Raw genomic sequence first — 21,325 nt, forward strand, 5'->3', positions numbered from 1 at the left:
GCCGGGTGGGCGGCGCGGGCCTTCCTCTCAGGCACGCTGCACTGACGTCGTGGCGCGCAGGGGTCTCTTCGCGGGATCATGGCGGAGCGTTATTCGCCTGCCTGACAAGACTTCTTGTCCTGCGCTTGAGCGGAAATCATTCGCGATCCGACGCTATATCCCTGCCTTGGGGCATTCTGGGGCCGATCCTCCGGTTTCCCGCGCATAGGCATGACATTTCGGGATTTTTCAGCAGCCTGTTAACGCGACAAGGGGTTTTGATGGGCTACCGCGTTGGGCGGTCAAGGCGTTTGGAACGGGCTCGCGCAGCCTCTGTGCATCCGTGCGTGCCTCTTCCCCGAATGCCCTTGCCCAGCCTCCGCCGCAGAGGTGGTTTTACAACTCTTCGCCGTCTTTCGCGGTTGCCGGATATGTATGCCCGGCGGATGTTCCGCGCGGGGACACCGTCGCGTGGGGGCCGGCATGCCGGGCGGCGGGGATCACATGCAGGCTTCCCGCCCTCACGCCGCGCTGGGTCGTCACCGCATCGGCAAAGGCGCGCACTTCCGCCGTCGCGCCTTTCAGCACCACGACTTCCAGACAGTCGTCATGGTCCACGTGGACATGCAGCGCCGCAACGGAAAGGTCGTGATGGTCGTGCTGCGCCGCGGTGAGCCGCCGGGCGAGTTCCCGCGTCTCGTGTTCATAGACATAGGTCAGCGTGGCAAAGCAGTTGCCCTCCGCCTCCTCGGCTACCTGCCGCGCCTCCACCTCCCGCAGGATGTCACGCATCGCCTCCGACCGGCTGGCATAGCCGCGTGCGCTGGCATAAGCGTCGAGCGTGGCAAGCTGCTCCGCATCGATCGTCATCGTCACCCGTTGCATCCGGCCCTCCGTGCCACTCTTCCGCACAGTGTATCGGATGCCTCTTGCCGGTTCCACGCCGCTTGCGGTAGGCATTTTTCCTGAAAACATCATACGCAGGGCGGCCATGCGTCAGAAACTGATCCTCGCCCTTTCGGCGGCCTTCGTTCTTTCCGCAGGTATGGTATCGGCGCGAGAGGATCTGGTGCTGGCCATCGGGGGAGAGCCGGAGACGGGTTTCGATCCGATGGCGGGCTGGGGCAGCTATGGCAATCCGCTTTTCCAATCCACCCTGCTCAAGCGCGGCCCGGTGCTGGAGACGCTGCCCGATCTCGCGACCGAATGGCGGCTTTCGGAGGATCGCCGTGTCTGGACGATCACCATTCGCCCCGATGCGCGGTTCAGCGACGGGCGCCCCGTCCGCGCGCAGGACGTGGCCTTCACCTTCCGCACCGCGCGAGAGGCGGCCGGCCCGCTCGACCTCTCCGTGATGGAGGGGGCGGAGGCGGTGGATGACCGGACGCTGCGCATCACCCTCTCCCGCCCGTGGATCACGTTCGCAGAGGCGTTCTACAGCCTCGGTATCGTGTCGGAGGCGGGCTATGGGCCGGGCTACGGGCGCGCTCCCGTCGGTTCAGGCCCATACCGCTTCGTGTCATGGTCGGAAGGCGGACAGCTCATCGTCGCCCGGAACGACGACTATTACGGCAAGAAACCCGCCTTCCGGCAGATCACCTTCCTGTTCACCGGGGCGGACAGCGGATTGGCGGCGGCAAGGGCAGGTGCCGCTCAGATGGTGGCCGTACCCCCGCAGCTTGCCGAGGCGGTTCCTTCTGGCTTCCACGCCGTTTCCGCGCGCACGGTGGACAATCGGGGCATCAGCCTGCCCTTCACCCCCCCGCATGAGGAGGGGGCGCGGCAGGTCGGCAATCCGGTCACCTCAGACCCGGCGATCCGTCGGGCGATCAACCTGTGGCTTGACCGCGCGTTGATCGTGGATGTGGCGCTGGAGGGGTATGGCACACCCGCCTTCGGCCCCGCCGACGGCCTGCCGTGGGGGGGTGATGCCACCATCGCCCCTGACGGGGAAGCTGCGCGGGCCACGCTAGATCAGGCGGGTTGGCTTCCCGGCCCCGACGGGGTCCGTGTCAGGGGCGGGACGCGCGCGGCGTTCACCATCAACTATCCCGCGGGCGATGCGACACGGCAGGCGCTGGCGGAGACGGTGGCCGAACTTCTCCGCCCCCTTGGGATCGCGGCGGTGGCGAAGGGGGGAAGCTGGCAGAGCATTGGCCGTGTGATGCATGCAGAGCCGGTGGTCTTCGGCTTCGGTAGCCATTCGCCCTATCAGGTCTACGCGCTCTATTCCCAGCGGTTGCGGGGGGTGGAGTATCTGAACCCGACCTTCTACGCCAACCCGGAGGTGGAGGCCCTGTTCGATCGGGCGCAGGCGGCGGAGAGCCTTGAGGCGTCCTATCCGCTCTGGGCGGAGGCCGCGCAGCATTACGGCACGGCGAGCGACAATGCGTGGGCGTGGCTGGTCAACCTCGATCATGTCTATCTCGTCGATGATTGCCTCGACCTCGGCCCTTTGCAGGTGGAACCGCACGGCCACGGCTGGCCGATCACCGCAGGGATCTCCGAATGGCGCTGGACCTGCGAATGATCGGAGGCAGGTATCTCCGTGAGCGTGAGCGTGAGCGTGAGCTGGGCCGGAACTCTGCCGGGGCGAGCAACTCCAGGGGCCTCGCGCCGCGACCCATACGCCGGGGGCGACGGACCCGCCCTTCCGCGTACGGGCCATCGTGGATCGGCTGGGAGGCGATCCACACCCTGGGCCGCGAGGCGGGATGCGAAACCTCATCGTGCGGCCCGGCGAAGGGTGGCGCAGCGGACGACCGAAGGTCCGCGCATGGACCCTCCGCTCGCCCGGCCGGAACGGGCGGTGAGCCGGAGGCCCGCGCCTTCCTGCGCCGCCATGGCAGCGGGCTGCGACCGCTTTCCCGCAGGGTTGCCGGGGGGGGGACCCGCTCCCGCACGCACAACTGCAGGGTTGCCGGATCGGAGAGCCGTCAGGACGGGCGCTCGGAGATCCCCTCTCACGCGCCTGAGGCCGGCATCGGGTGTCGCCATCGCGACCTTTCAGGGCGCGCCTTCGGCAGCGCCGCCGATCTTCGCCGGACCCAGCGCGCCGGACGTGGCGCGACCCCCTGCCGCCGGGCGGCTCGTTCTCCGACCCTGCTCAGCGAGGCCACCTTCCGCCCGATCCTGCGCCATAGCGGCTCCGATCGCCCCCGTCCCGCGTTCCGCGATGTGGCGTCCCGTGGACAGGTGTCCTGTGTTCAGCCGTTCTATGGACGGGAGTTCTATGGAAAGGGGTTCAGTGTTCGGGCGCCCCGCCGTCCGGGCGTCCGCAGTCTGGGCGTCCGTAGTCCAGTCCTCGGTAGTCCGTTCCTCCGTGGTCTGATCCGCGGTCTGGTTCCCCGTGGTCTGTCAGCGAGGATTCTGGCAGCCCCACCGGCACCCCGTAAGCGGACACCCCGTGGTATGGCGTCCGGCAGGGTTGCGGCGCGCGGCGCTGCCTTCCGCCTGTTGCTGCCGCCCGGTCCGGACCGCCATGACATCGCGTCTTGCGGTGATGGCCTGCTCACTGCGTCCCCCGCAAGGTTGGCGCGACGATGGAGGGTTGGATGCGCCCCTCGCGTCGCCGTTCCCGTCGGTGGCGGTCCTGCGGAGCCGCTGCCGCTTCGTGGTCTGCTGACCGCCCGCGTGATCGCCCGCGTGCGCGCCTGCCTGCCTGCCCGAGCGCCTGTCCGATTGTCTGCCCGGGCCGAGTCAGGCGGCAATCCCGCCGCTGCTTCCGGCCGGCTCAGGGCGGCGAAGGAGCGGGCGCCATCCGGGGCAGAGGCCGCGCCGGAAGGCGTCCGGGCTCCGTGGGCAACGGCGTGAGGGCGCGCGGTCTCCCTCGCGGTCTCCTCTGGCCGGTTCTGCGGCTGCCTGCGGTGCTGCTGACCGTGGCCCTGGCCGCGTTTCTGCTGATGAAGACATCGCCCGTCGATCCGGTGGATGCCTATCTCGGCCCGGCCATCGCCCATCTGGGGCCAGAGAGGAAGGCGGAGATAGCCGCCCGCTGGGGGCTGGACAGACCGGCAGCGGATCAGTTCCTCCACTGGGCGCGGAACCTGATCGCCGGAGACTGGGGCTTCAGCACGAGCTTCAACGCGCCGGTGGCCGAGGTGCTGCGCGCGAGGCTCGGCCCCTCGGCATTGCTGGCGGGAGGGGCATGGCTGCTGTCGGGGCTTCTGGGCTTCGGATTGGCGCTGGTGGCGGCGGGCTGGCGCGGGCGCTGGCCGGACAGGCTGATCAAGGGGTATTGCTACCTGCTCGCCGCAACGCCCACCTTCTGGCTGGGCATGCTGCTGCTCCTGTTGTTTTCCGTCGCGCTCCGCTGGACGCCGGTGTGCTGTGCCGGGCCGATCGGCGTCCCGGCAGAGGAGGTGACACTCGCCATGCGCCTTGCCCATCTGATCCTGCCGCTTGCCGTGCTGACGCTCTTCGGCGTGGCGCAGGTGGCGCTGCATGTCCGGGCGAAGCTGGTGGAGGTGCTGGCGAGCGATCACGTTCTGCTCGCCCGCGCGCAGGGGGCGGGGCGGTGGGACATCCTCCTGCGGCATGGCGCCCCCAATGCGGCGCTGCCCGCGATCACCATCCTTTTCGCCTCCACCGGAGAGATTTTCGGCGGCTCCATTCTGGCGGAGCAGGTGTTTGCCTGGCCGGGGTTGGGGCGGGCGACGGTGCAGGCGGGCCTGCAGGGCGATGTGGCCCTGCTGCTCGCCATCACGCTGGTCACCGCCGCCGTGGTGGCAAGCGCCAATACGGCCGCCGACCTGCTCTACCGGCTGGTGGACCCGCGGATCCACCGGGGTGCCCCATGACTGCCGGTGTGATCACGGGGCGGGGGAGGGCAGCGGTGACCGGGCTCTGCGTGGCGCTGCTTCTGTTCGGGCTGGTGGTGGCATCGCTGTTGCCCGGTCAGGGCGGGCTGGCGGCGGATTTCGGACAGCGGAACCTGCCCCCCTCTCTCACGCATCCGTTCGGCACGGATGCGATGGGGCGGGACATGCTGGGGCGGGTGGTCAGCGGTCTGGTGCTCAGCCTGCGGATCGGGCTGCTGGCGGCGGGCATGTCCGTGGTGATCGCCGCGCTGATGGCCGGTGCAGCCGCCCTTGGTCGTTGGCCGGACAGGGCGGCGGGGTTCGTGACCGATGTCATGCTCGCGCTGCCGCATCTTCTGTTGCTGGTGCTGCTGTCATTCGCCTTCGGCGGCGGCACGGGCGCGGTCATCTGGGCGGTGGCGCTGTCGCACTGGCCCCGGCTCGCGCGTATTCTGCGAGCGGAGTTGCTCCAGCTTCAGGCCGCCCCCTATGTGGAGGCATCGCGCGGATTCGGGCGCTCCCGCCTGTTCATCCTTCGCCACCATATTCTCCCGCATCTCGTCCCCCAGATGCTGGTGGGGTTCCTGTTGATGTTCCCCCATGCCATCCTGCACGAAGCGGGTCTGACGTTCCTCGGCTTCGGGCTGGAACCGTCGCGGCCCGCCATCGGCGTCATGCTGGCAGAGGCGATGCGGCATCTCTCGGCGGGGCGCTGGTGGCTGGGCGTGTTCCCCGGGCTCGCGCTGCTTGCCATGGTGCTGGCCTTCGACGCGCTCGGCTCCGCGGCAGAGCGGCTGGCGAACCCGAAGGAGGGGCGGAATTGATGCTGGAGGTGGCGGACCTTTCGGTGACATTCCGGCGCTACAGCGGGCTGTTCCGGCAGGTGGAGAAGGCCTGTCTGACGGGGGTGAGCTTCCGCCTTTCCCCGGGGGAGGTGCTGGCGGTCATAGGCTCCTCCGGCGCCGGCAAGAGCATCCTTGCCCATGCCATCCTTGATCTTCTTCCCGCCAATGCGGTTCTGCGGGGGAGCGTGCGCGTCGCCGGGCGGGCGACGCTATTGCCGCAGAGCACCGCGCATCTCGACCCGCTCGCCTCTGCCGGTCGGCAGATCGGGCGCGCTGCGGATCGCGCCGGACGGCGGCGAGCGGTTGTCCCCGCGCTGGCGGGGGTGGGCCTCGCGGCAGGGGTGGCGCGGCTTCGCCCGCACGCGCTTTCCACCGGGATGGCCCGCCGCGTGATGCTGGCCGCAGCCCTCGCGCAGGAGGCCGGGCTGATCGTGGCGGACGAGCCAACGGCGGGGCTCGATCCGCACCACCGGAATGTCATTCTCGACCGCCTCCGCGCGGAGGCGGACCGGGGCGCGGGCGTGCTGCTCATCACGCATGATCTCTCTGCTGCCCTTGCCCGCGCGGACAGGGTCGCGGTGCTGGAAGGGGGCGTGCTGGCCGGGGTGGAGCCGGCGCGTGCCTTTGCGGGTGCGGGGGAGGGGCTGTCGCCCGCCGCCCGACGGCTCTGGCGTGCGCTGCCGGAAAACGGGTTTCTGAGCGATGCTTGAAGCCCGCGCCCTCACGCTGTCCCATGGCCGGGCGCCGGTGGTCCGCGGCCTGTCGCTCCGCCTGTCACCGGGGGGCGTGCTGGGCGTAGAAGGCCCCTCGGGCACGGGCAAGACGACGCTGGGCCGCGCCCTGGCCGGGTTGCACACCCCTACCGGGGGGGAGGTGCTGCTGAACGGGCGCGCGCCGCCGCGGGGTGCGGTACAGTATCTCCACCCGGAGCCGGGACAGGCGATGAACCCCCGCTGGCGGATCGCCCGGATCGTGGCGGAGGCGGGCAGGCCGGATCCCGCCGTGGCCGCGGCGCTCGGCATCCGGGCCGACTGGGCGGACCGCTTCCCGCACGAGCTGTCGGGAGGGGAGTTGCAGCGCGTTTCCCTCTTCCGCGCGCTGACGGCAGAGCCTGCCTATCTGGTGGCCGATGAGATCACCGCGCCGCTCGACCCGGTGGCGCAGGCGCTTATCTGGCGGGCGCTCCTCTCCATCGCCGCCGCACGCGGGATCGGCATCCTCGCCATCAGCCACGACGCCCCGCTCCTCGACCGGATCGCCGGGGAGCGGCTTTGCCTTTCGCCCCCTGCGACACTGAGGACCGGGGGCGTGGCGCACTACTTTCGTCGCTGTCGACAGCTTTTCTCCTGAAAGGCTCTATCTGAAGCCTTCGACCAGCAAGGAGATGGCATGACGACGGGCAGCACAGCGAAGCATCACGTGGTCGTGGTCGGCGGCGGTTTCGGCGGCCTTCAGGCGGTGGTCCGCCTCAAAGGCTCTCCGGTCCGCATCACACTGATCGACCGGCGCAATCATCACCTGTTTCAGCCGCTGCTCTATCAGGTCGCGACGGCAGCGCTCACCACATCGGAGATCGCCTGGCCCATCCGTCACCTGCTCCGCGAGCGGAACGAGGTGACGACCCTGCTCGCCGATGTGCAGGGCGTCGATACCGGATTGCAGGAAGTCATGCTCGATGACGGCAGCCGCGTGGGCTACGATACGCTCATCCTCGCCACCGGTGCGCGGCATGCCTATTTCGGCCATGACGAATGGGAAGAGGATGCGCCCGGTCTCAAGACGCTGGAGGATGCGACCACCATCCGACGACGCTTCCTGCTGGCCTTCGAGCGTGCGGAGCGGGAAGAAGACCCGGCCCGCAGGCGCGCGCTCCTGACCTTTGTGGTGGTGGGCGCGGGGCCGACGGGCGTGGAACTGGCCGGCACCATGGCAGAGGTCGCCCGCAAGACGCTGGAGGGGGAATTCCGCAGCTTCGATCCCGCCTCCGCCCGTATCGTGCTGATCGAAGGGGGGCCGCGGGTGCTTCCGTCCTTCCCGGAGGAGCTGTCGGACTACACCATGCGCGCTCTGGAGAAGCTGGGGGTGGAGGTGGTGCTGGGCCAGCCGGTGACCGCCTGCGACGCGGAGGGCGTGACCTTCGGTGACACCCGCCTGCCCGCCGACACGATCATCTGGGCGGCTGGCGTGCGCGCCTCTCCGGCAGGACAGTGGGTCGGGGCGGAGACGGACCGCGCCGGTCGCGCCAAGGTCGGCCCGGACCTGACGGTGGAGGGGCATCCGGAGATATTCGTCATCGGCGATACCGCCGCGGTCACATCTGACGGCAAGCCCGTGCCGGGCATCGCCCCCGCCGCCAAGCAGCAGGGCGGCTACGTCGCCGATGTGATCGCCGCCCGCCTTCGGGGGCAACCGGTGCCGAAGCCGTTCTCCTACTACCATGCAGGCAGCCTCGCCACGATCGGCAAGCGGCAGGCGGTGATCGATTTCGGCAAGTGGAAGCTGAAGGGGGCGCTGGCGTGGTGGATCTGGGGCCTTGCGCATATCTATTTCCTGATCGGGGTCAGGAACCGGCTGAGCGTTGCGTTGAGTTGGCTGTGGATCTACCTCCGAAATCAACGGGGATCGCGTCTCATCACCCAGGGCACCGCAACGACCACCACCGCCGGAAACCCGGATCAGGAGGAGAGGGAGGCGAGGGAGAAGGAGGCCCGCTGAGCATACCTCCTTCATCCCGTAGGTGACGGTGTTGATGCGGGACAGTGTGGGGCATGTGCAGACGGCACTGCGTATCGTGCGCCACGCCGTTCGATTGTCGCGTATCGCCACCACACTACACCGCCAAGCATTATGCGGAAGGCTGAATGCGTATCGCCATCACGCGTGTCCGGTGTCGAAAGGCGACGCCGTCAATCCTTATCTCACCGCCGCACCGCCATATTCCACCGGGAGTTCCCAGGCTTCCCGGCGCCCGGCCTCGAATGCCGTCAGATCGGCGGGATAATGCAACCCGTCTCGCGCCCGGATCGCGGCCTCGTCCGCAGCGCGGCGAAAGACGGCGGCCTCCTCCGTATCGCTGAGCGCGGCCAGCGCGGCCAGCGCCTTCTGCAGCCGGATGGATACCTCCAGTTCCGACGCATCGCGAAGGATGGGCCTGAAGGCGTCCTCCACGAAATCCTTGACCCACGGGCAGGCGACGTGCAGTCGCTCCGAACCTTTCTCATCCGTCCTTTCGGTCTGGAGCAGAATGACGAACACCCGTTGGATGGCGTTGATGGTCTCGATCACGGTGCCCGGATCATTGACCGCAGAGGAGAGCGCCCGGCTCGCGATTTCCGACAGCGCGATGAAGCCCAGCCGCGGGTCATCGCCGAAACTCCTGTGACGCTCCACCGTGAACGGCCGTCGGAGGCTTTCGACCACGGCGTCATCCAGCTTGCCCACTGCGAAGAGCACGGGACGGCGGGGATGGATGTAGGTGCCCGCGATGACCGGCAGGTGCAGCGTCAGATCATTCTCCTCCGCAAGCTCTATCAACCGCGCCGTGTTGACATGGACGATGGAGCCTGTCTGATCGATGAAGATCGGCTTTGCCGCCTCCGGCACCGGAACTGCCGGAACGCCGCCGAGACACGGATTGTAGGCATGTTTGCGCGCGACCCGCGTGGCCGCCGTTTCAACTCGATCGATCACGTCGGACATCCGCCCGAAGCTGGTGATGTGGGCGATCCAGCCCAGCAGCGTCACCGCGATCAGGACGACGACGCCGATCGTGCCGATGAACAGGATGATCCGGCCCTTCTCGTCGTAAAATCCCGTCGAAAGGGCGATGATCCCGACGAGCGAGAACAGAAAGGTGCCAAGGAATGTCGACAGCGCATTCTGCGCGGTCTGGTCCTCTATCAGCAGTTGGGTGGAGCGTGGCGTGGCAAGATTGGTCGCGGAGGAATAGGCCGATACGACGGCGGTCAGCGAAAATGTCGTCACCGCCAGCATGGAGGACGCGAGGATCTGCAGGATATTGCCGACGGAATCCTGTCCCAGATCCGCATCCAGTTCATCTGGTAGAAGCGGTCCCAGGTATTTCGCTGCTATTGCCAGCATGACCGCCAGAATGCTGAACACTGCCGCCCGAAACCAGATACGCCGCGCCAGCCGCGCGAGAAACAACCGCCAGTCAATCATATTCCCTATCCATGCTCCGGCGCTAAGGTGGCGCGGCTGCGAATGAAGTCCATTGCCGCCGGGAGATAACCCGCTTTCCTGATCCGGCGACGCGAAATATATTACATAATACCAACTATTGCGCATGGCGCGGTGTCGCTGGGACGCGATAATGTCATCCTCAAGCAAACCGGAAATGTCACTCGCTGGGGGCGTGGAGCCAAGGGAATTCCCCTGTGAGGTGATGATGAGCGAGCACGAACTTCACTGGATGCGTTGCCGATGTGTATGCAGGTGGATGCCGGTGGCCTGACGGTGGATGCGGGGGTCGGAATTTTGGCGTCAGGCTGACGGGAGAGGTTTCGACTCCCAAAGAGATGGCGCAGTGGCGGTTCGACCCCCGACCCCGCGGTCAACCAGCAAACACTTTGATCCCGACGGCCGGGCCGGGCTACGCGCTGATGAGCAATCCGGGAGTGCTGAACGGATTTCGGCTCTCCCGTGTCCCGCCCTGAACCGTCTCACCCCGAAAACACCGGCTTCACGGCTCTGACGGCGTTTCAGTCGGAGGCGTCGCGAAAGTCGCCATATGCCGTCCACCCGCCGTCCACCGGCAGGACGGTTCCCGTGATGGCAGAGGCGGCAGGCGAGGTCAGGAAGACCACCGCAGCCGCAACCTCCTCAGGCAGGACGAGTCGTCCGAGCGGGGTTCTGCGCCGGATCGCCTCCATGTCGATACGTCCGTCCGCTGCGAGCTTGCGGACCAGCGCCGTCTCCACAAAGGCGGGAGCGACGGCATTGATCCGCACGCCCTGCCCCGCCCATTCACAGGCAATGCTCCGCGTCATCGCCACGATCCCCGCCTTGGCCGCGCCATAGGCATTGCGTTTGGGCAATCCCGTGATTCCGGCGATGGAGGAGAGATTGACGATCGAGCCCGTGCCGCGTTCCAGCATACCCCGCCCGATTTCCCGCGTCATCAGGAAGGCACCTGTCAGGTTCACGTCGACCGAACGGCGGAAAGCGGTGGCCGTCTGCTCCAGCGTGGGAAGATGGCTGTCGGCAATGCCCGCATTGTTGACGAGCACATCCACCGGGCCAATGCTCTCTGCCAACGCCATGACCTGATCCTCGGCCGTCACGTCGCAGGCGACACCGCGATGGTCCGGTCCGAGTTCCGCCGCGCGCGTTGCCGCGGCGTCGCCGTTCAGGTCCGCGATGACGATGCGGTGCCCCGCCTCCGCCAACGCCCGGGCAATGGCGAAGCCGATGCCGTCTGCGCCGCCTGTGACGATAGCGAGCCGCTTTGCCGGTGCCTGCCCATCACGCATAGCCAGGCCTCGGCACGAATCCCATCAGGCTCTGCGACAGACCTCCGTCCACCACGATGTCCTGCCCGCTGACATAGGAGGCGCGGCGGGATGCAAGGAAGAGGGCCACATCCGCCATATCTTCCGGCCCCGCGATCCGACGGAGCGGCACCATCTCCTCCCGCCGGGATTTCACCTCGGCATCGGCATAGAACGCAGCCGACATGGGCGTCATCACCAGCCCCGGGCTCACGGTATTGGAGCGCACGCCCCGCGGCCCCCATTCCTGGGCAAGCTGACGGGAGAGCATGAGCGTGGCTGCCTTGGAGGGCGAATAGGCCCCGGATTGCGGCTGCGGCTGCGTCCCGGCGATCGAGGCGACATGGACAATTGCACCTTCCCCCCGTTCGAGCATTGCGCGACCGAATTCCTGTGAAGCCAGCAGATAGCCCGTAAGGTTGATGCGCAGCATCGCTTCCCAGTCCGCGACCGCCAAATGCTCGAGCGCGCCGGGGCGCAGGATGGCCGCGTTGTTGACCAGCACGTCCGCCCCGCCCAGTTCCCGCTCGACCTGCCGGGCCGCGCTCGCCACGGCCTCCGGGTCGCCCATGTCACAGGTCAAGGCGAGCACGCCGCCAAGCTCCGCCGCCGCGCTCTCGGTCCCCGCGCGGTCAATGTCCAGCAGCACGACCCGCGCGCCTTGCCCGGAAAACGCGGAAACCATCGCCCGCCCTATACCGCCCGTCGCCCCGGTGACCACGATGACCCGGTCCCGCAACTCCAGCCAACTCATCGCCCCGCCTCCGGTGATCGCCGTTCACCACCACACCGCGGTCTGTCGTCTCTCATCGTATCCTCCCGAGATCGGGCGGAAGAATATACGGCCACATCGCGAGACCAAATGGACGAACGGCTTTCAATCTTGCACAATTCGCAACGGGGGAAACGGTGTTTCGGGGGGAGCATCATGCCGGAGAGGGCGACGACGCTCATACCGCGCTATTATCTTTATGGAGATCAGGTCGCGGATGTCGAAAAGGATTTTCTGCATATCGAGCCCATCCGTGACCGCTCCGGGCCGAACGATTGGACTATTCGACCGCATGCGCACCCCGATCACTTCCAGATCCTTCTGCTGACGGCGGGCGGCGGGATGATCCGTGTGGAGGAGAAAAGCATCGACCTCCTGCCGCCTGTCGTCATCGTTCTGCCGCCGGGAGTCGTGCATGAGATCAGGTTTGAAGAAGGGACGGACGGACATGTCATCACCGCCGCCCATTCCTTCGTTCAGGCAAGCGCGGTGTCGGACAGGCGGCTCTTCGATGCCGCCCTGCGTGCGGCTGTCTATCCGGTGGTGGGGACCGGCGTGGATCTGGCGGCCTGCCAGGAGACTTTCCGCTGGATGCACCGGGAATACATCTGGTCGGCCCCCGGCCGTCAAACGGCGATACAGGCGCTGTTCGCCCGCGCGCTGGTCATGGTGCTCAGGCTTTCCGTGGCGCATGATGCGGCATGGGTCGGTGCCCCGGGCCATGATCTGCTGGCCCGTTACCGCGCCCTTCTGGAGGTGCATTTCCGATCGGAGCGCTCATTGGCCTTTTATGCCGAAGCGCTGGCCGTGACGCCCGCCCGCCTGAATGCCGTCTGCCGGGCGCGAAGCGGTCGGACGGCCTCCGCGCTGCTCTACGAAAGGCTCATCATCGAGGCGAAACGTTATCTGGTCTATACGGAAAGCACCGTGGCGCAGGTAGGTCATATGATCGGCTTCGATGATCCGGCCTATTTCAACCGCTTCTTCTCACAGCGGGTAGGCCTCTCCCCCGGCGCATTCCGGCTGGCACAGGCGGAACGCTTGATCTAGCAGACCGCGGAAAAGCCGGGCACCTGCCCGAACTTGCGTTCAAAGCCGGAAATCGGGCCGTTCACGGGTCCAGCTCGCGCTTTCTCCGCGCGCTCCTCAACAATGCGGGAAGGTCTCCGCCGCAGGCCGACCCGCGAGCGTTTTCCCAGTGGCCCGCGGGACGAAGGTATTCTCCAACCTTTTCCTTCCATCGTCCATTTTCCGCCGCTTCCTGCCGGGTCATTCTGTAGCGGGGAGACTGGGTACGGGCTGCATTTCTGAGCCCGACCCGCAACATCATTTTACCTTCCGCCATCGCGCGGAGGCATCGGGCAATCGCCCCCGGGCCAAGGGGACGACACGCGCCCGACAACGGGGAGGACAGAGAGAAATGACCATTACGAGACGCACCCTGCTGGGCACCGGAGCCGTGGCGCTGGCGGCAGGGCTTCTGCCCGCCCGCCGCGCCCGGGCGCAGGGCGCGCCGATCCGCATCGGCGTCATCACGGACATGTCGGGGGTCTATCAGGACGTGTCCGGCCCGACGACCGTCGCCTGCGCCCGGCAGGCGGTTGAGGAATTCACGGCCGCCAACCCCTCCATCCCGGTGGAAGTGTTGGTGGCCGATCACCAGAACAAGCCCGATATCGGCCTTTCCATCATCCGGGAATGGTTCGACCGAGGCGGGGTTGACGTGATAACGAACGTCGGCAATTCGGCCGTGGCGCTCGGTGCGATCCCCCAGCTCGAGGAAAAGGACAAGGCCGCCATCATCACCACCGCCGGGTCTTCGGATCTGACGGGCAAGAGCTGCTCCGCACAGCTCGTGCATTGGAGCTGGGACAGCTGGGCGCTGGCGCATTCCACTGCTACGTCGATGGTAAACACGGGAGGGGCGAAGTGGTTCTTCATCACCGCCGACTATGCCTTCGGCCATGCGGCGGAGGCGGATGCGACCCGTTTCGTAGAGGCGGCGGGCGGCGAAGTGGTGGGTGGCGTCCGCTTCCCCTACGGCTCGACAAGCGACTTCTCCTCCTTCCTGCTTCAAGCGCAAAGCTCCGGCGCGAATACGATCGGGCTGGCCTGCTCCGGCGCCGATCTCATCAACTGCCTGAAACAGGCTCAGGAATTCGGCATCCCGCAGTCCGGGGTCAGGATGGCCGCGCTGGTGGGCTACATCACCGACGTTCTGGGGATGGGGCTGGACGTCGGGCAAGGGCTGTCGCTTACCGAAACCTTCTATTGGAATCTGAACGACCGGACCCGCGCTTTCACCTCGCGCGTGAAGGGCAAACTGCCGGAGGGAACTTTTCCGAACATGAGCCAGGCGGGCGATTACGCAGGCGTCATGCACTATCTCAAGGCGGTGAAGGAGATCGGGGTTGGGGCCGCGAAAGCCTCGGGCCGGGCCACGATAGACGCAATGAAAGCCATGCCGACGGATGACGATGCCTTCGGACAAGGCGTGATCCGCGCGGATGGTCGCAAGATCCACCCGGCCTATCTCTTCGAGGTGAAGTCGCCCGATGCCGTCGTCTCGCCCGGCGACGTGTTCACGCTGAAAGCGACAATCCCTGCGGAGGAGGCCTTCCGCCCGATGGCCGAAGGCGGATGCAAGCTGATACCCGCCTGACCGATGCTCGGGATCGGCCTGCCCTCTGGCGCGGCAGGCATCGGCTCCCGGTTCCGTTCGGCGGGGCAATGGATGCCCTCCCCGACCGCTGTCGGAGGTGAGAGCACACGTCCTTCTGCGAGGGGGGCGCGACCGTGATCTCCTCGCCGAGCCCCGGGCCGAACGATCCGGGCTGGTGGTTCTTGGCGGGCTGCGGAAAAGTCGGGCACCTACCCCGGGCTGCGTCGAAAGCCAGAAAACCTGTCCGGTTACGCGCCAAAACTTGCGGCTTCCGGGCGCATCTGGACAGGGTGGGAAAGACCTCCGCCCCAGGGTCACCGTGGAATGCCTTTCAGCAGGTCCTCGGTCTTTCGAAAGCGGTTAGTGCCCCTGCTTCCGGGCGCGGGCATTGCTCTCCAGCATAGGCTTCTGGACGCAAGGCGCATCGCGCATCCCCCGTCAGTCCTTCAGTCCTTCAGTCCTTCAGTCTGAAGGTATTATCGGCGTTCAATTGCACCGGCGCTCGACGGGGCCGGATTGTCCAGTCCTCAGACAACCCTTGCCTGCCCAGCCTTCGTGCGGGATGGCCCGGCGTGTTGCCATCGCAAGGGTTCTGATCGTCAAACAGGGCATCCTTTCGACGGACGAATCGTTCGGCATGCCGGATGCCGTCATCCAAGGCGGTTTCCAAACTCCATCTTTGCCACGGTGATAGGGTCTGAAATCCCATGGCGAGTTGGATGTCAGACCATCGACGTGCACGGATGAGGGCGCGGTGGCGGAGAGCATCTTCGGTCACCTGACGCTGGCACACGCGACCACAAGCAGATGCAGGATGAGCTGGCGGACCGGCATGACCCTCACTTTACGACACCCAGAAGCGCGGCAGGAAAGGAGGGGAGGATGCAAGATGCCACCCCTTCAGGCGCCGGCCTTGGTGTTCACCAAACGCTCCGCGCCTCGGCTCCTTTCCATGCTATATCCCTCTCGTCAGGGTGGAGAGCGGCATGGCGCGACGGGACGAAAAGGGAGGGGCCAGCCCGCTGGTGACAGGCCCCATCGGCACAACGCTCCTGCTCTTTGCGTTGCCCACGCTCGGCTCCTCGGTGCTGCAGTCGGCGAATGGCTCCATCGATGCGGTGTGGGTCGGGCGGCTGCTGGGAGAAGACGCGCTGGCCGCGACCACGAACGGCAATCTTATCATGTTCATGCTGACCGCCTTCGTGTTCGGCTTCGGCATGGCGGCGACGATCCTTGTGGGGCAGTCCTTTGGCCGGGGCGACCTTGACGGCGCGCGACGCGTCGTCGGCACGACGCTCGGCACATTCGTGCCTCTGGCGGTGCTGGTTTCCATAGCGGGCTGGTTCTTGGCGCCGCGGCTTCTGGGGGTGCTCGGCACATCGGAACAGATCACGCCACTCGCCCGCGATTACCTGCGCGTGACGTTTTTCGCGATGCCGGCGATCCTGATGCAGACCATGCTGATGATGGCGCTGCGCGGCAGCGGTGACGCGATCACCCCGCTTGTCTTCATGGCGCTTTCGGTGGTGCTGGACGTGGTGCTGAACCCGGTTTTCATCCTTGGCCTCGGTCCGGCACCTGCCTTGGGGATCGGCGGCTCGGCAATGGCCACGGCCCTGGCGAATTACATCAGCCTGCTGGCCATGCTGGTCTACATCTATACGCGCGACCTTCCGCTCCGGCTCCGCGGCGGCGAGTTGAGCTATCTCCGGCCCACGCCTTCGGTGCTGAAGATCATGTTTCGCAAGGGGTTGCCCATTGGCATCCAGATGATCGTCGTCTCCAGTTCCATGCTGACCATGATGACGATGGTGAACCGACTGGGCGTGGATACGACGGCCGCCTTTGGCGCAACCCAGCAGCTCTGGACCTATGTACAGATGCCGGCCATGGCGCTTGGCGCGGCGGTGAGCGCCATGGCCGCGCAGAATATCGGCGCCGGCCGGTGGGACCGTGTCTCACGCGTGACGCGGGCGGGGGTGTGGTTCAACATCGTGCTCACGGGCGGGCTGGTGGCGCTGCTGGCGCTGGTGGATGACAAGGCGCTTGGGCTGTTCCTCGGGCCGGACAGCCCGGCCATCCCGATCGGTCAACACATCGGCTCGCTGGCCACATGGGGGTTCATCACCTTCGGCGTTTCCATGGTGCTGTTCGGCACGGTCCGCGCGAACGGACAGGTCGTCTGGCCGCTCATTATCCTGTTCGTGTCTATGTACCCGGTGCGGATCGGCGTGGCGTTCGGCCTGCAAGGGTGGCTGGGTCCCGACGCGCTGTGGTTGAGCTTCCCGGCGGCAATGGTGTCCACCATGCTGATGGCGACCGTGCTCTACCTCCAAGGCGGCTGGCGGAAGGAGGCCGACATGCGGGTCGATGGTGACATTGGCCCGTCTCAGACGGCTGTGACCGCCGAGGCAGCCCCGCCCCGAAACCCTTCTGCGCCGGATGCTCCGGTCGTCCCCGTCAGGAAGAGCCCGAACGCACCTTCCGCCTGATGAAACGATGAAACAGAAAGGCCGCGCCCCCGGCGAGGACAAGGACCACCACCAGATGCTTCAGCAGGTGAAGCCTGCCGAAGGCCGCCTCTATTCCCGTACCGAACCAATATCCCAGCGTTACGAACAGGCAGGCCCAGATCATGGCGGCAAGCGCGTTCAGCCCAACGAAATGCAGGGCGGGATAATCAGTGGCGCCTATGGCGACCGGGCTGATCGTACGCATCCCATAGATGAAGCGGAAGCCGAAGACGAAGGCGGCTGGGTGCCGCTCGAAGATCGCGCGTGCATGCTGAAACCCTGCGCTGTCGGTGAGTTTCCGCACATGGACGTTGTCCCGCAAGTAGCGTCCCGCCAGAAACCACGCCTGATCGCCCACAAAGGATCCGAGCGCCGCCGCGGCGACGGCGGGCCAGAAGTGCAGCAGCCCACGGTGCACCGCCGCGCCGCCGATCATCGTAACCGTCTCCCCCTCCAGAGCTGCACCGGCAAAGAGCGCAGGAAGGCCGTAGCTGGCGATCAAGCTTTCCATCGTCATCCCACGTATCCTCCGTCAGTGTCCCGTGAGCCGGTCCGCCAGCGCGGCGAGGCGGGAGGTCCGCGTGACCCCTGCCCGTGCCTCCTGCCGGTCGGCCTGCCGATAGAGCCCGTACATGCCCATGACTCCCAGCCAGCGGAGCGGTTCCGGCTCCCACCGGCGCGTGTCGTGGTCAACCCAGGGCAGCCCCGTCCGTTCCGTGCGTCTGCCGAGCAGCAGGTCCGCGAGCGTCCGCCCCGCGAGATTGGTCGTGGAAACCGCGAGGCCGACATAGCCGCCGGCCCGTCCTATGCCGCTCTGCTCGTCGAAGGAGAGGGCGGCGCACCAGTCGCGCGGTACGCCCAGCACACCGCACCACGCATGGTCGAGCCGCAGCTCCTTCGTCTGCGGGAGCAGGCTGTGCAGAATGCGGCGCAGATCCGCGACGGTTGCGGCCTGCGTCTCACCGCGATGATCCAGCGCCGAGCCGAAGCGGTAGGGCACGCCCCGCCCGCCCATGGCGATCCGGTTGCCCGCCGTCCTCTGCGCGTAGCAATAGGCGTGGGCATTGTCGGCAAGAAGTTCATGCTCCCCCCAGCCGATCTCCTCCCACAGCGCGTCGGGAAGCGGCTCCGTCACCACCAATGCGCTGTTGAGCGGCAGGAGATCGCGCCGCCGCCCCGGTAGGCGGGGGGTGAAGCCTTCTGTCGCGATGACGATCCGGCCCGCCCTGATCCGCCCGCGATCCGTGGTGACACAACCGGGCGCGATGGCTGTCACGGCGGTCTGCTCATGGATGACGACGCCTCTCCGCTCCACCGCTGCCGCAAGGCCGCGCACGAGCTTCGCAGGCTGCACGCGCGCGACCCCATGAGTCACGAGCGCCCCCTCCGCTCCGGCGACACGGATGCGGGACCGGGCGGCCTCCGCGCCGATGAGGGAGAAGCGCTCCGTCGGCACCTGCCATGCCCGCGCCTCCGCGAGCGAGGTGTCGAGGCGGGAAAGCTGTGCGGGGTTGCAGGCGAAGGTGAGCAGATCGGTCCGGCGGATGTCTGCGGCAATCCCCTCCGCCCCTGCGACGCGGATCACCTCATCCACCGTCGCGCGGAGCTGGGCCTCCATCGCGATCACCCCGGGCCGGTCGTGGTAGCGCTCGCGCGACCAGCCGAACTCGCCGGAGCACCAGCCGCCGTTCCGGCCCGAGGCACCGAAGCCCGCGAACTCCTTCTCCACCACCGCGATGGAAAGCCCCGGTTCCGCCGCCTTCAGGTAGTAGGCCGTCCAGAGACCGGTGAATCCCGCGCCGATGATGCAGACGTCCACCTGCCGGTCACCATCAAGCGCCGGTCGCGGGGCGGGCACACCCCCCGCATCCGCGAACCAGAAGGAAACCTCACCGTTCCGCATGGCACCCGACCTTCCGCGTGGCGGCGATGTTCGATGTCCATGATGCGCCCTGCTCCACCGGTGCCATCCCGCCCCAGCGCGGCGATGGACGCTTCCAAAGGCGCGCGCGTGGTGTCGCCGGGCGCCTTGGCACCCGTGGGCCGGGGGGACCGGCCCTGAAGGGGGTGCCGGGGCAGCGCATCGGCGTCATGTGGCGGGAACCGCGGCGGGCGCGGGCGCAGCGGTCACGCGGGGCGGCCGCGCCTGTGGCCAGCCGGTTGCCAGATGCCAGGCATGGCCCGCGCGGAGCACCGCCGCATCCGCGCCCGCCCGACCGATAAGCTGCATCCCCATCGGCAGCCCCCCATCGCCGAAGCCCACTGGGATGGAGAGGGCGGGCAGGCTCGCAAGGCTCGCGGGGATGACCACCTCCATCCAGCGGTGATAGGTGTCCATCTGCCGCCCGGCCACGGTCTCCGGCCAGCGCCACTCCGCCGGAAAGGGCCATACCTGCGCGGACGGCAGCACCAGCAGGTCGAACTGCTCGAACAGCCGTGCCGCATGGGCATACCAGCGGCTGCGGACCGCGCTGGCTTCATAGGCAGCCACGGCGGAAAGGCCCGCACCGCGCTCCACCTCCCAGATGGTTTCCGGCTTGGTGAGGCGGCGCTTTTCCGGGTCGCTGGCGAGCGCGGCCTTGCTTCCGGCCGAAAGCATGGCCCGAAGGGTGATCCACGAGTCCCAGAGTTTCTCCGCCGGGAACGGCGGAGGGAGCGGCTCCACATGCGCACCCATCGCCTCCATCTGCCGAAGCGCCGCCTCGCACAGCGGAAGGATGCCGGGCTCCATGGCATAGGCGCCGCCCCAGTCGCCCAGCCAGCCGATACGAAGCCCGGAGATCCCCCCGTCCAGCGTCGCAGCCCAGTCGGCATTCGGGCGCGGGAAGGGCTTTTCCGGATTTTCGCCCGCGATCACGGTCAGCAGGCGGGCCAGATCCTCCACGTCGCGCGCCATCGGCCCGTTGGTGGCGAGCGTGGAGAGGAACCCGTCCCCCTCCGCCTCATCCGCGACGAGGCCCCATGTCGGGCGGAAGCCATAGACGTTGCAGAAGGCCGCGGGGTTGCGCAGTGATCCCATCATGTCCGATCCATCCGCCGCCCAGACCATGCGCGCCGCCAGCGCCGCCGCAGCGCCGCCGGAGGATCCGCCCGCGCTGCGCGACAGGTCGTAGGGGTTCAGCGTCGCGCCGTGGACGGGGTTGAACGTGTGGCTGCCCTGCCCCCATTCGGGCACGTTGGTCTTGCCGGTCAGGATCGCGCCCGCCGCCCGGATCCGCTGGGCCAGCAGCCCGTCCTTCACCGGAACATGCGTGGCATGGAGCGGTGAACCCCAGGTGGTGCGGATCCCTGCGGTGAGCGCCAGGTCCTTGATCGCGAAGGGAATACCATGAAGCCAGCCTTGCGGCGGCGTATCGTCCAGCGCCCGTGCCTCTGCCATCAGCACCTCCGGATCGCGGGGGGAGACGATGGCGTTCACGCTGCTGTTCACGCTGTCCAGACGCGCGAGATAGGCCGCCATTACCTCTGAGGGCGCGACGGATCGTGCATGGATCAGCGCCGACAGGCGGGTGGCGGACAGTTCGGTAAGTTCCATGTGGATGCGATGCCTTCCCTTCTCGGTCGCGTACCGGGCCGTAGCCGCCCTCAGATGAGCCTGAATCCGCCGCGCCGTCCAGCCCGCGTGAAGCGAATGCTCTGGCCGTATTTCGCTCACTGCCGCGCCGGGGGGGAAACGGTCCCTCCTTGGGGGCTGACGAAATGGCTTGTCGATGCGCGGTAAATCGGCCCGGAATAGCTGCATTTCCGGGTGGATTCGTCAGATCGCGGACGTATTTCCCCTCCGCCGCAGACCTGTAGGGCGGCGGACGGGCCGCATGGGATCCGCATGCCCGCGCCGGAACGTGTCTTGCATACGGAGGGCACAAGGCGAAATCTCTGACGGGTCGGAACAGCCGGACCAGATGCATTCCCCACGCCGCCAAGGCGAAACCGACGGATGCCCACAAGGCATGGTCCACGGGTGCATTGCCCGAGCGCGAGGCGAAGCCTTCTCGTTTCAGGAAGGCTCCATGATCTGAGATATGCCACCCCGCCATGCAGCGCAGTCGCGCGCGTGTGAAATCCTACGCGATGACCTAGTGCGGCCGCTTGCATCCTGATCCCTTGCACATGAAAGTGAGGCTGATACCGGCTCGCAGCCGATGAGAGCAGCCCGCTCCCTTCCGCGCGCGGGCCAAAGATCCAGACGTGGGGTTTGCATCCTGCAAGGGCTGACGGGCCGCTCCCTTCCGCGCGCGTCCAAAG

17 protein-coding genes are annotated in these 21,325 nt (G+C 67.2%); 9 read left to right on the forward strand and 8 right to left on the reverse strand.

The annotated features are described in order from the left end of the window. Positions 1–375 precede the first annotated feature (375 nt). Positions 376–864 (reverse strand): nickel-responsive transcriptional regulator NikR, encoded by a 489-nt coding sequence (nikR, locus tag CG51_RS08195; protein ID WP_084695101.1) that lies wholly within the window; start codon positions 862–864, stop codon positions 376–378. Positions 865–970: 106 nt separating this feature from the next. Between nikR and CG51_RS08200 the strand changes: the two genes are divergently transcribed. After that, positions 971–2,509, forward strand: a complete 1,539-nt coding sequence (locus CG51_RS08200; protein ID WP_035743935.1) for an ABC transporter substrate-binding protein — start codon at positions 971–973, stop codon at positions 2,507–2,509. Between the two features lie 476 nt (positions 2,510–2,985). Here the strand turns inward: CG51_RS08200 and CG51_RS20910 are convergent, their stop codons facing one another. Continuing rightward, on the reverse strand, positions 2,986–3,120 hold the full coding sequence (locus tag CG51_RS20910) for a hypothetical protein (protein WP_276861521.1): 135 nt from the start codon (positions 3,118–3,120) through the stop codon (positions 2,986–2,988). Positions 3,121–3,788: 668 nt separating this feature from the next. Between CG51_RS20910 and CG51_RS08205 the strand changes: the two genes are divergently transcribed. Genes CG51_RS08205 through CG51_RS08225 form a run of 5 tightly spaced genes read left to right on the forward strand, consistent with a single transcriptional unit; the run spans position 3,789 to position 8,338 of the window. After that, positions 3,789–4,778 (forward strand): ABC transporter permease, encoded by a 990-nt coding sequence (locus CG51_RS08205; protein ID WP_244901201.1) that lies wholly within the window; start codon positions 3,789–3,791, stop codon positions 4,776–4,778. After that, complete coding sequence (locus CG51_RS08210; protein WP_035743848.1) at positions 4,775–5,602, forward strand: ABC transporter permease; 828 nt, start codon at positions 4,775–4,777, stop codon at positions 5,600–5,602. The genes CG51_RS08205 and CG51_RS08210 overlap by 4 nt, the downstream gene beginning before the upstream one ends. Further along, the gene (locus tag CG51_RS08215) at positions 5,602–6,333 is read left to right on the forward strand and encodes an ATP-binding cassette domain-containing protein (RefSeq protein ID WP_035743850.1); all 732 of its coding nucleotides are present in this window, start codon (positions 5,602–5,604) and stop codon (positions 6,331–6,333) included. Before CG51_RS08210 ends, CG51_RS08215 begins: the two co-directional genes overlap by 1 nt. Next, the gene (locus tag CG51_RS08220) at positions 6,326–6,973 is read left to right on the forward strand and encodes an ABC transporter ATP-binding protein (protein WP_084695102.1); all 648 of its coding nucleotides are present in this window, start codon (positions 6,326–6,328) and stop codon (positions 6,971–6,973) included. The genes CG51_RS08215 and CG51_RS08220 overlap by 8 nt, the downstream gene beginning before the upstream one ends. 39 nt (positions 6,974–7,012) lie before the next feature. Continuing rightward, positions 7,013–8,338 carry an NAD(P)/FAD-dependent oxidoreductase gene (locus tag CG51_RS08225; protein WP_084695103.1) on the forward strand — a complete coding sequence of 442 codons (1,326 nt, stop codon included), beginning with the start codon at positions 7,013–7,015 and terminating at the stop codon, positions 8,336–8,338. 198 nt (positions 8,339–8,536) lie between these two features. Here CG51_RS08225 and CG51_RS08230 read toward each other — a convergent pair whose 3' ends face one another. The 3 genes from CG51_RS08230 to CG51_RS08240 form a co-directional block, all read right to left on the reverse strand. Further along, positions 8,537–9,805, reverse strand: coding sequence for a DUF2254 domain-containing protein (locus tag CG51_RS08230; protein WP_051930260.1), 1,269 nt, complete (start codon positions 9,803–9,805; stop codon positions 8,537–8,539). 539 nt (positions 9,806–10,344) lie between these two features. Continuing rightward, positions 10,345–11,115, reverse strand: coding sequence for an SDR family NAD(P)-dependent oxidoreductase (locus CG51_RS08235; RefSeq protein WP_035743852.1), 771 nt, complete (start codon positions 11,113–11,115; stop codon positions 10,345–10,347). Then, positions 11,108–11,887, reverse strand: coding sequence for an SDR family NAD(P)-dependent oxidoreductase (locus CG51_RS08240; RefSeq protein WP_035743854.1), 780 nt, complete (start codon positions 11,885–11,887; stop codon positions 11,108–11,110). Before CG51_RS08240 ends, CG51_RS08235 begins: the two co-directional genes overlap by 8 nt. A 174-nt stretch (positions 11,888–12,061) precedes the next feature. Here CG51_RS08240 and CG51_RS08245 point away from each other — a divergent pair, with 174 nt between their 5' ends. From CG51_RS08245 to CG51_RS08255, 3 genes are all read left to right on the forward strand, one after another. Next, positions 12,062–12,955, forward strand: coding sequence for a helix-turn-helix domain-containing protein (locus CG51_RS08245; RefSeq protein ID WP_035743857.1), 894 nt, complete (start codon positions 12,062–12,064; stop codon positions 12,953–12,955). A 370-nt stretch (positions 12,956–13,325) separates the two neighbouring features. Further along, positions 13,326–14,567: an ABC transporter substrate-binding protein gene (locus tag CG51_RS08250; protein ID WP_035743860.1), complete on the forward strand. Its 1,242-nt coding sequence runs from the start codon at positions 13,326–13,328 to the stop codon at positions 14,565–14,567. Between the two features lie 986 nt (positions 14,568–15,553). After that, a complete protein-coding gene (locus tag CG51_RS08255) occupies positions 15,554–17,059 on the forward strand; it encodes an MATE family efflux transporter (protein ID WP_035743862.1) in 1,506 nt (501 codons plus the stop codon). Here the strand turns inward: CG51_RS08255 and CG51_RS08260 are convergent. From CG51_RS08260 to CG51_RS08270, 3 genes are all read right to left on the reverse strand, one after another. Beyond that, positions 17,028–17,597, reverse strand: coding sequence for a DedA family protein (locus CG51_RS08260; RefSeq protein ID WP_035743864.1), 570 nt, complete (start codon positions 17,595–17,597; stop codon positions 17,028–17,030). The two genes, CG51_RS08255 and CG51_RS08260, sit on opposite strands and share 32 nt — an antisense overlap. Before the next feature lie 15 nt (positions 17,598–17,612). Then, positions 17,613–18,983 (reverse strand): NAD(P)/FAD-dependent oxidoreductase, encoded by a 1,371-nt coding sequence (locus CG51_RS08265; protein ID WP_035743866.1) that lies wholly within the window; start codon positions 18,981–18,983, stop codon positions 17,613–17,615. Positions 18,984–19,169: 186 nt separating this feature from the next. Next, entirely contained in the window at positions 19,170–20,615 is a 1,446-nt protein-coding gene (locus tag CG51_RS08270; RefSeq protein ID WP_035743869.1) for an amidase, read from the reverse strand. Between the last annotated feature and the right edge of the window lie 710 nt (positions 20,616–21,325).

Origin of the sequence: Haematobacter missouriensis, assembly GCF_000740775.1 — a bacterium.
In the GTDB taxonomy this organism is placed as follows: domain Bacteria; phylum Pseudomonadota; class Alphaproteobacteria; order Rhodobacterales; family Rhodobacteraceae; genus Haematobacter; species Haematobacter missouriensis.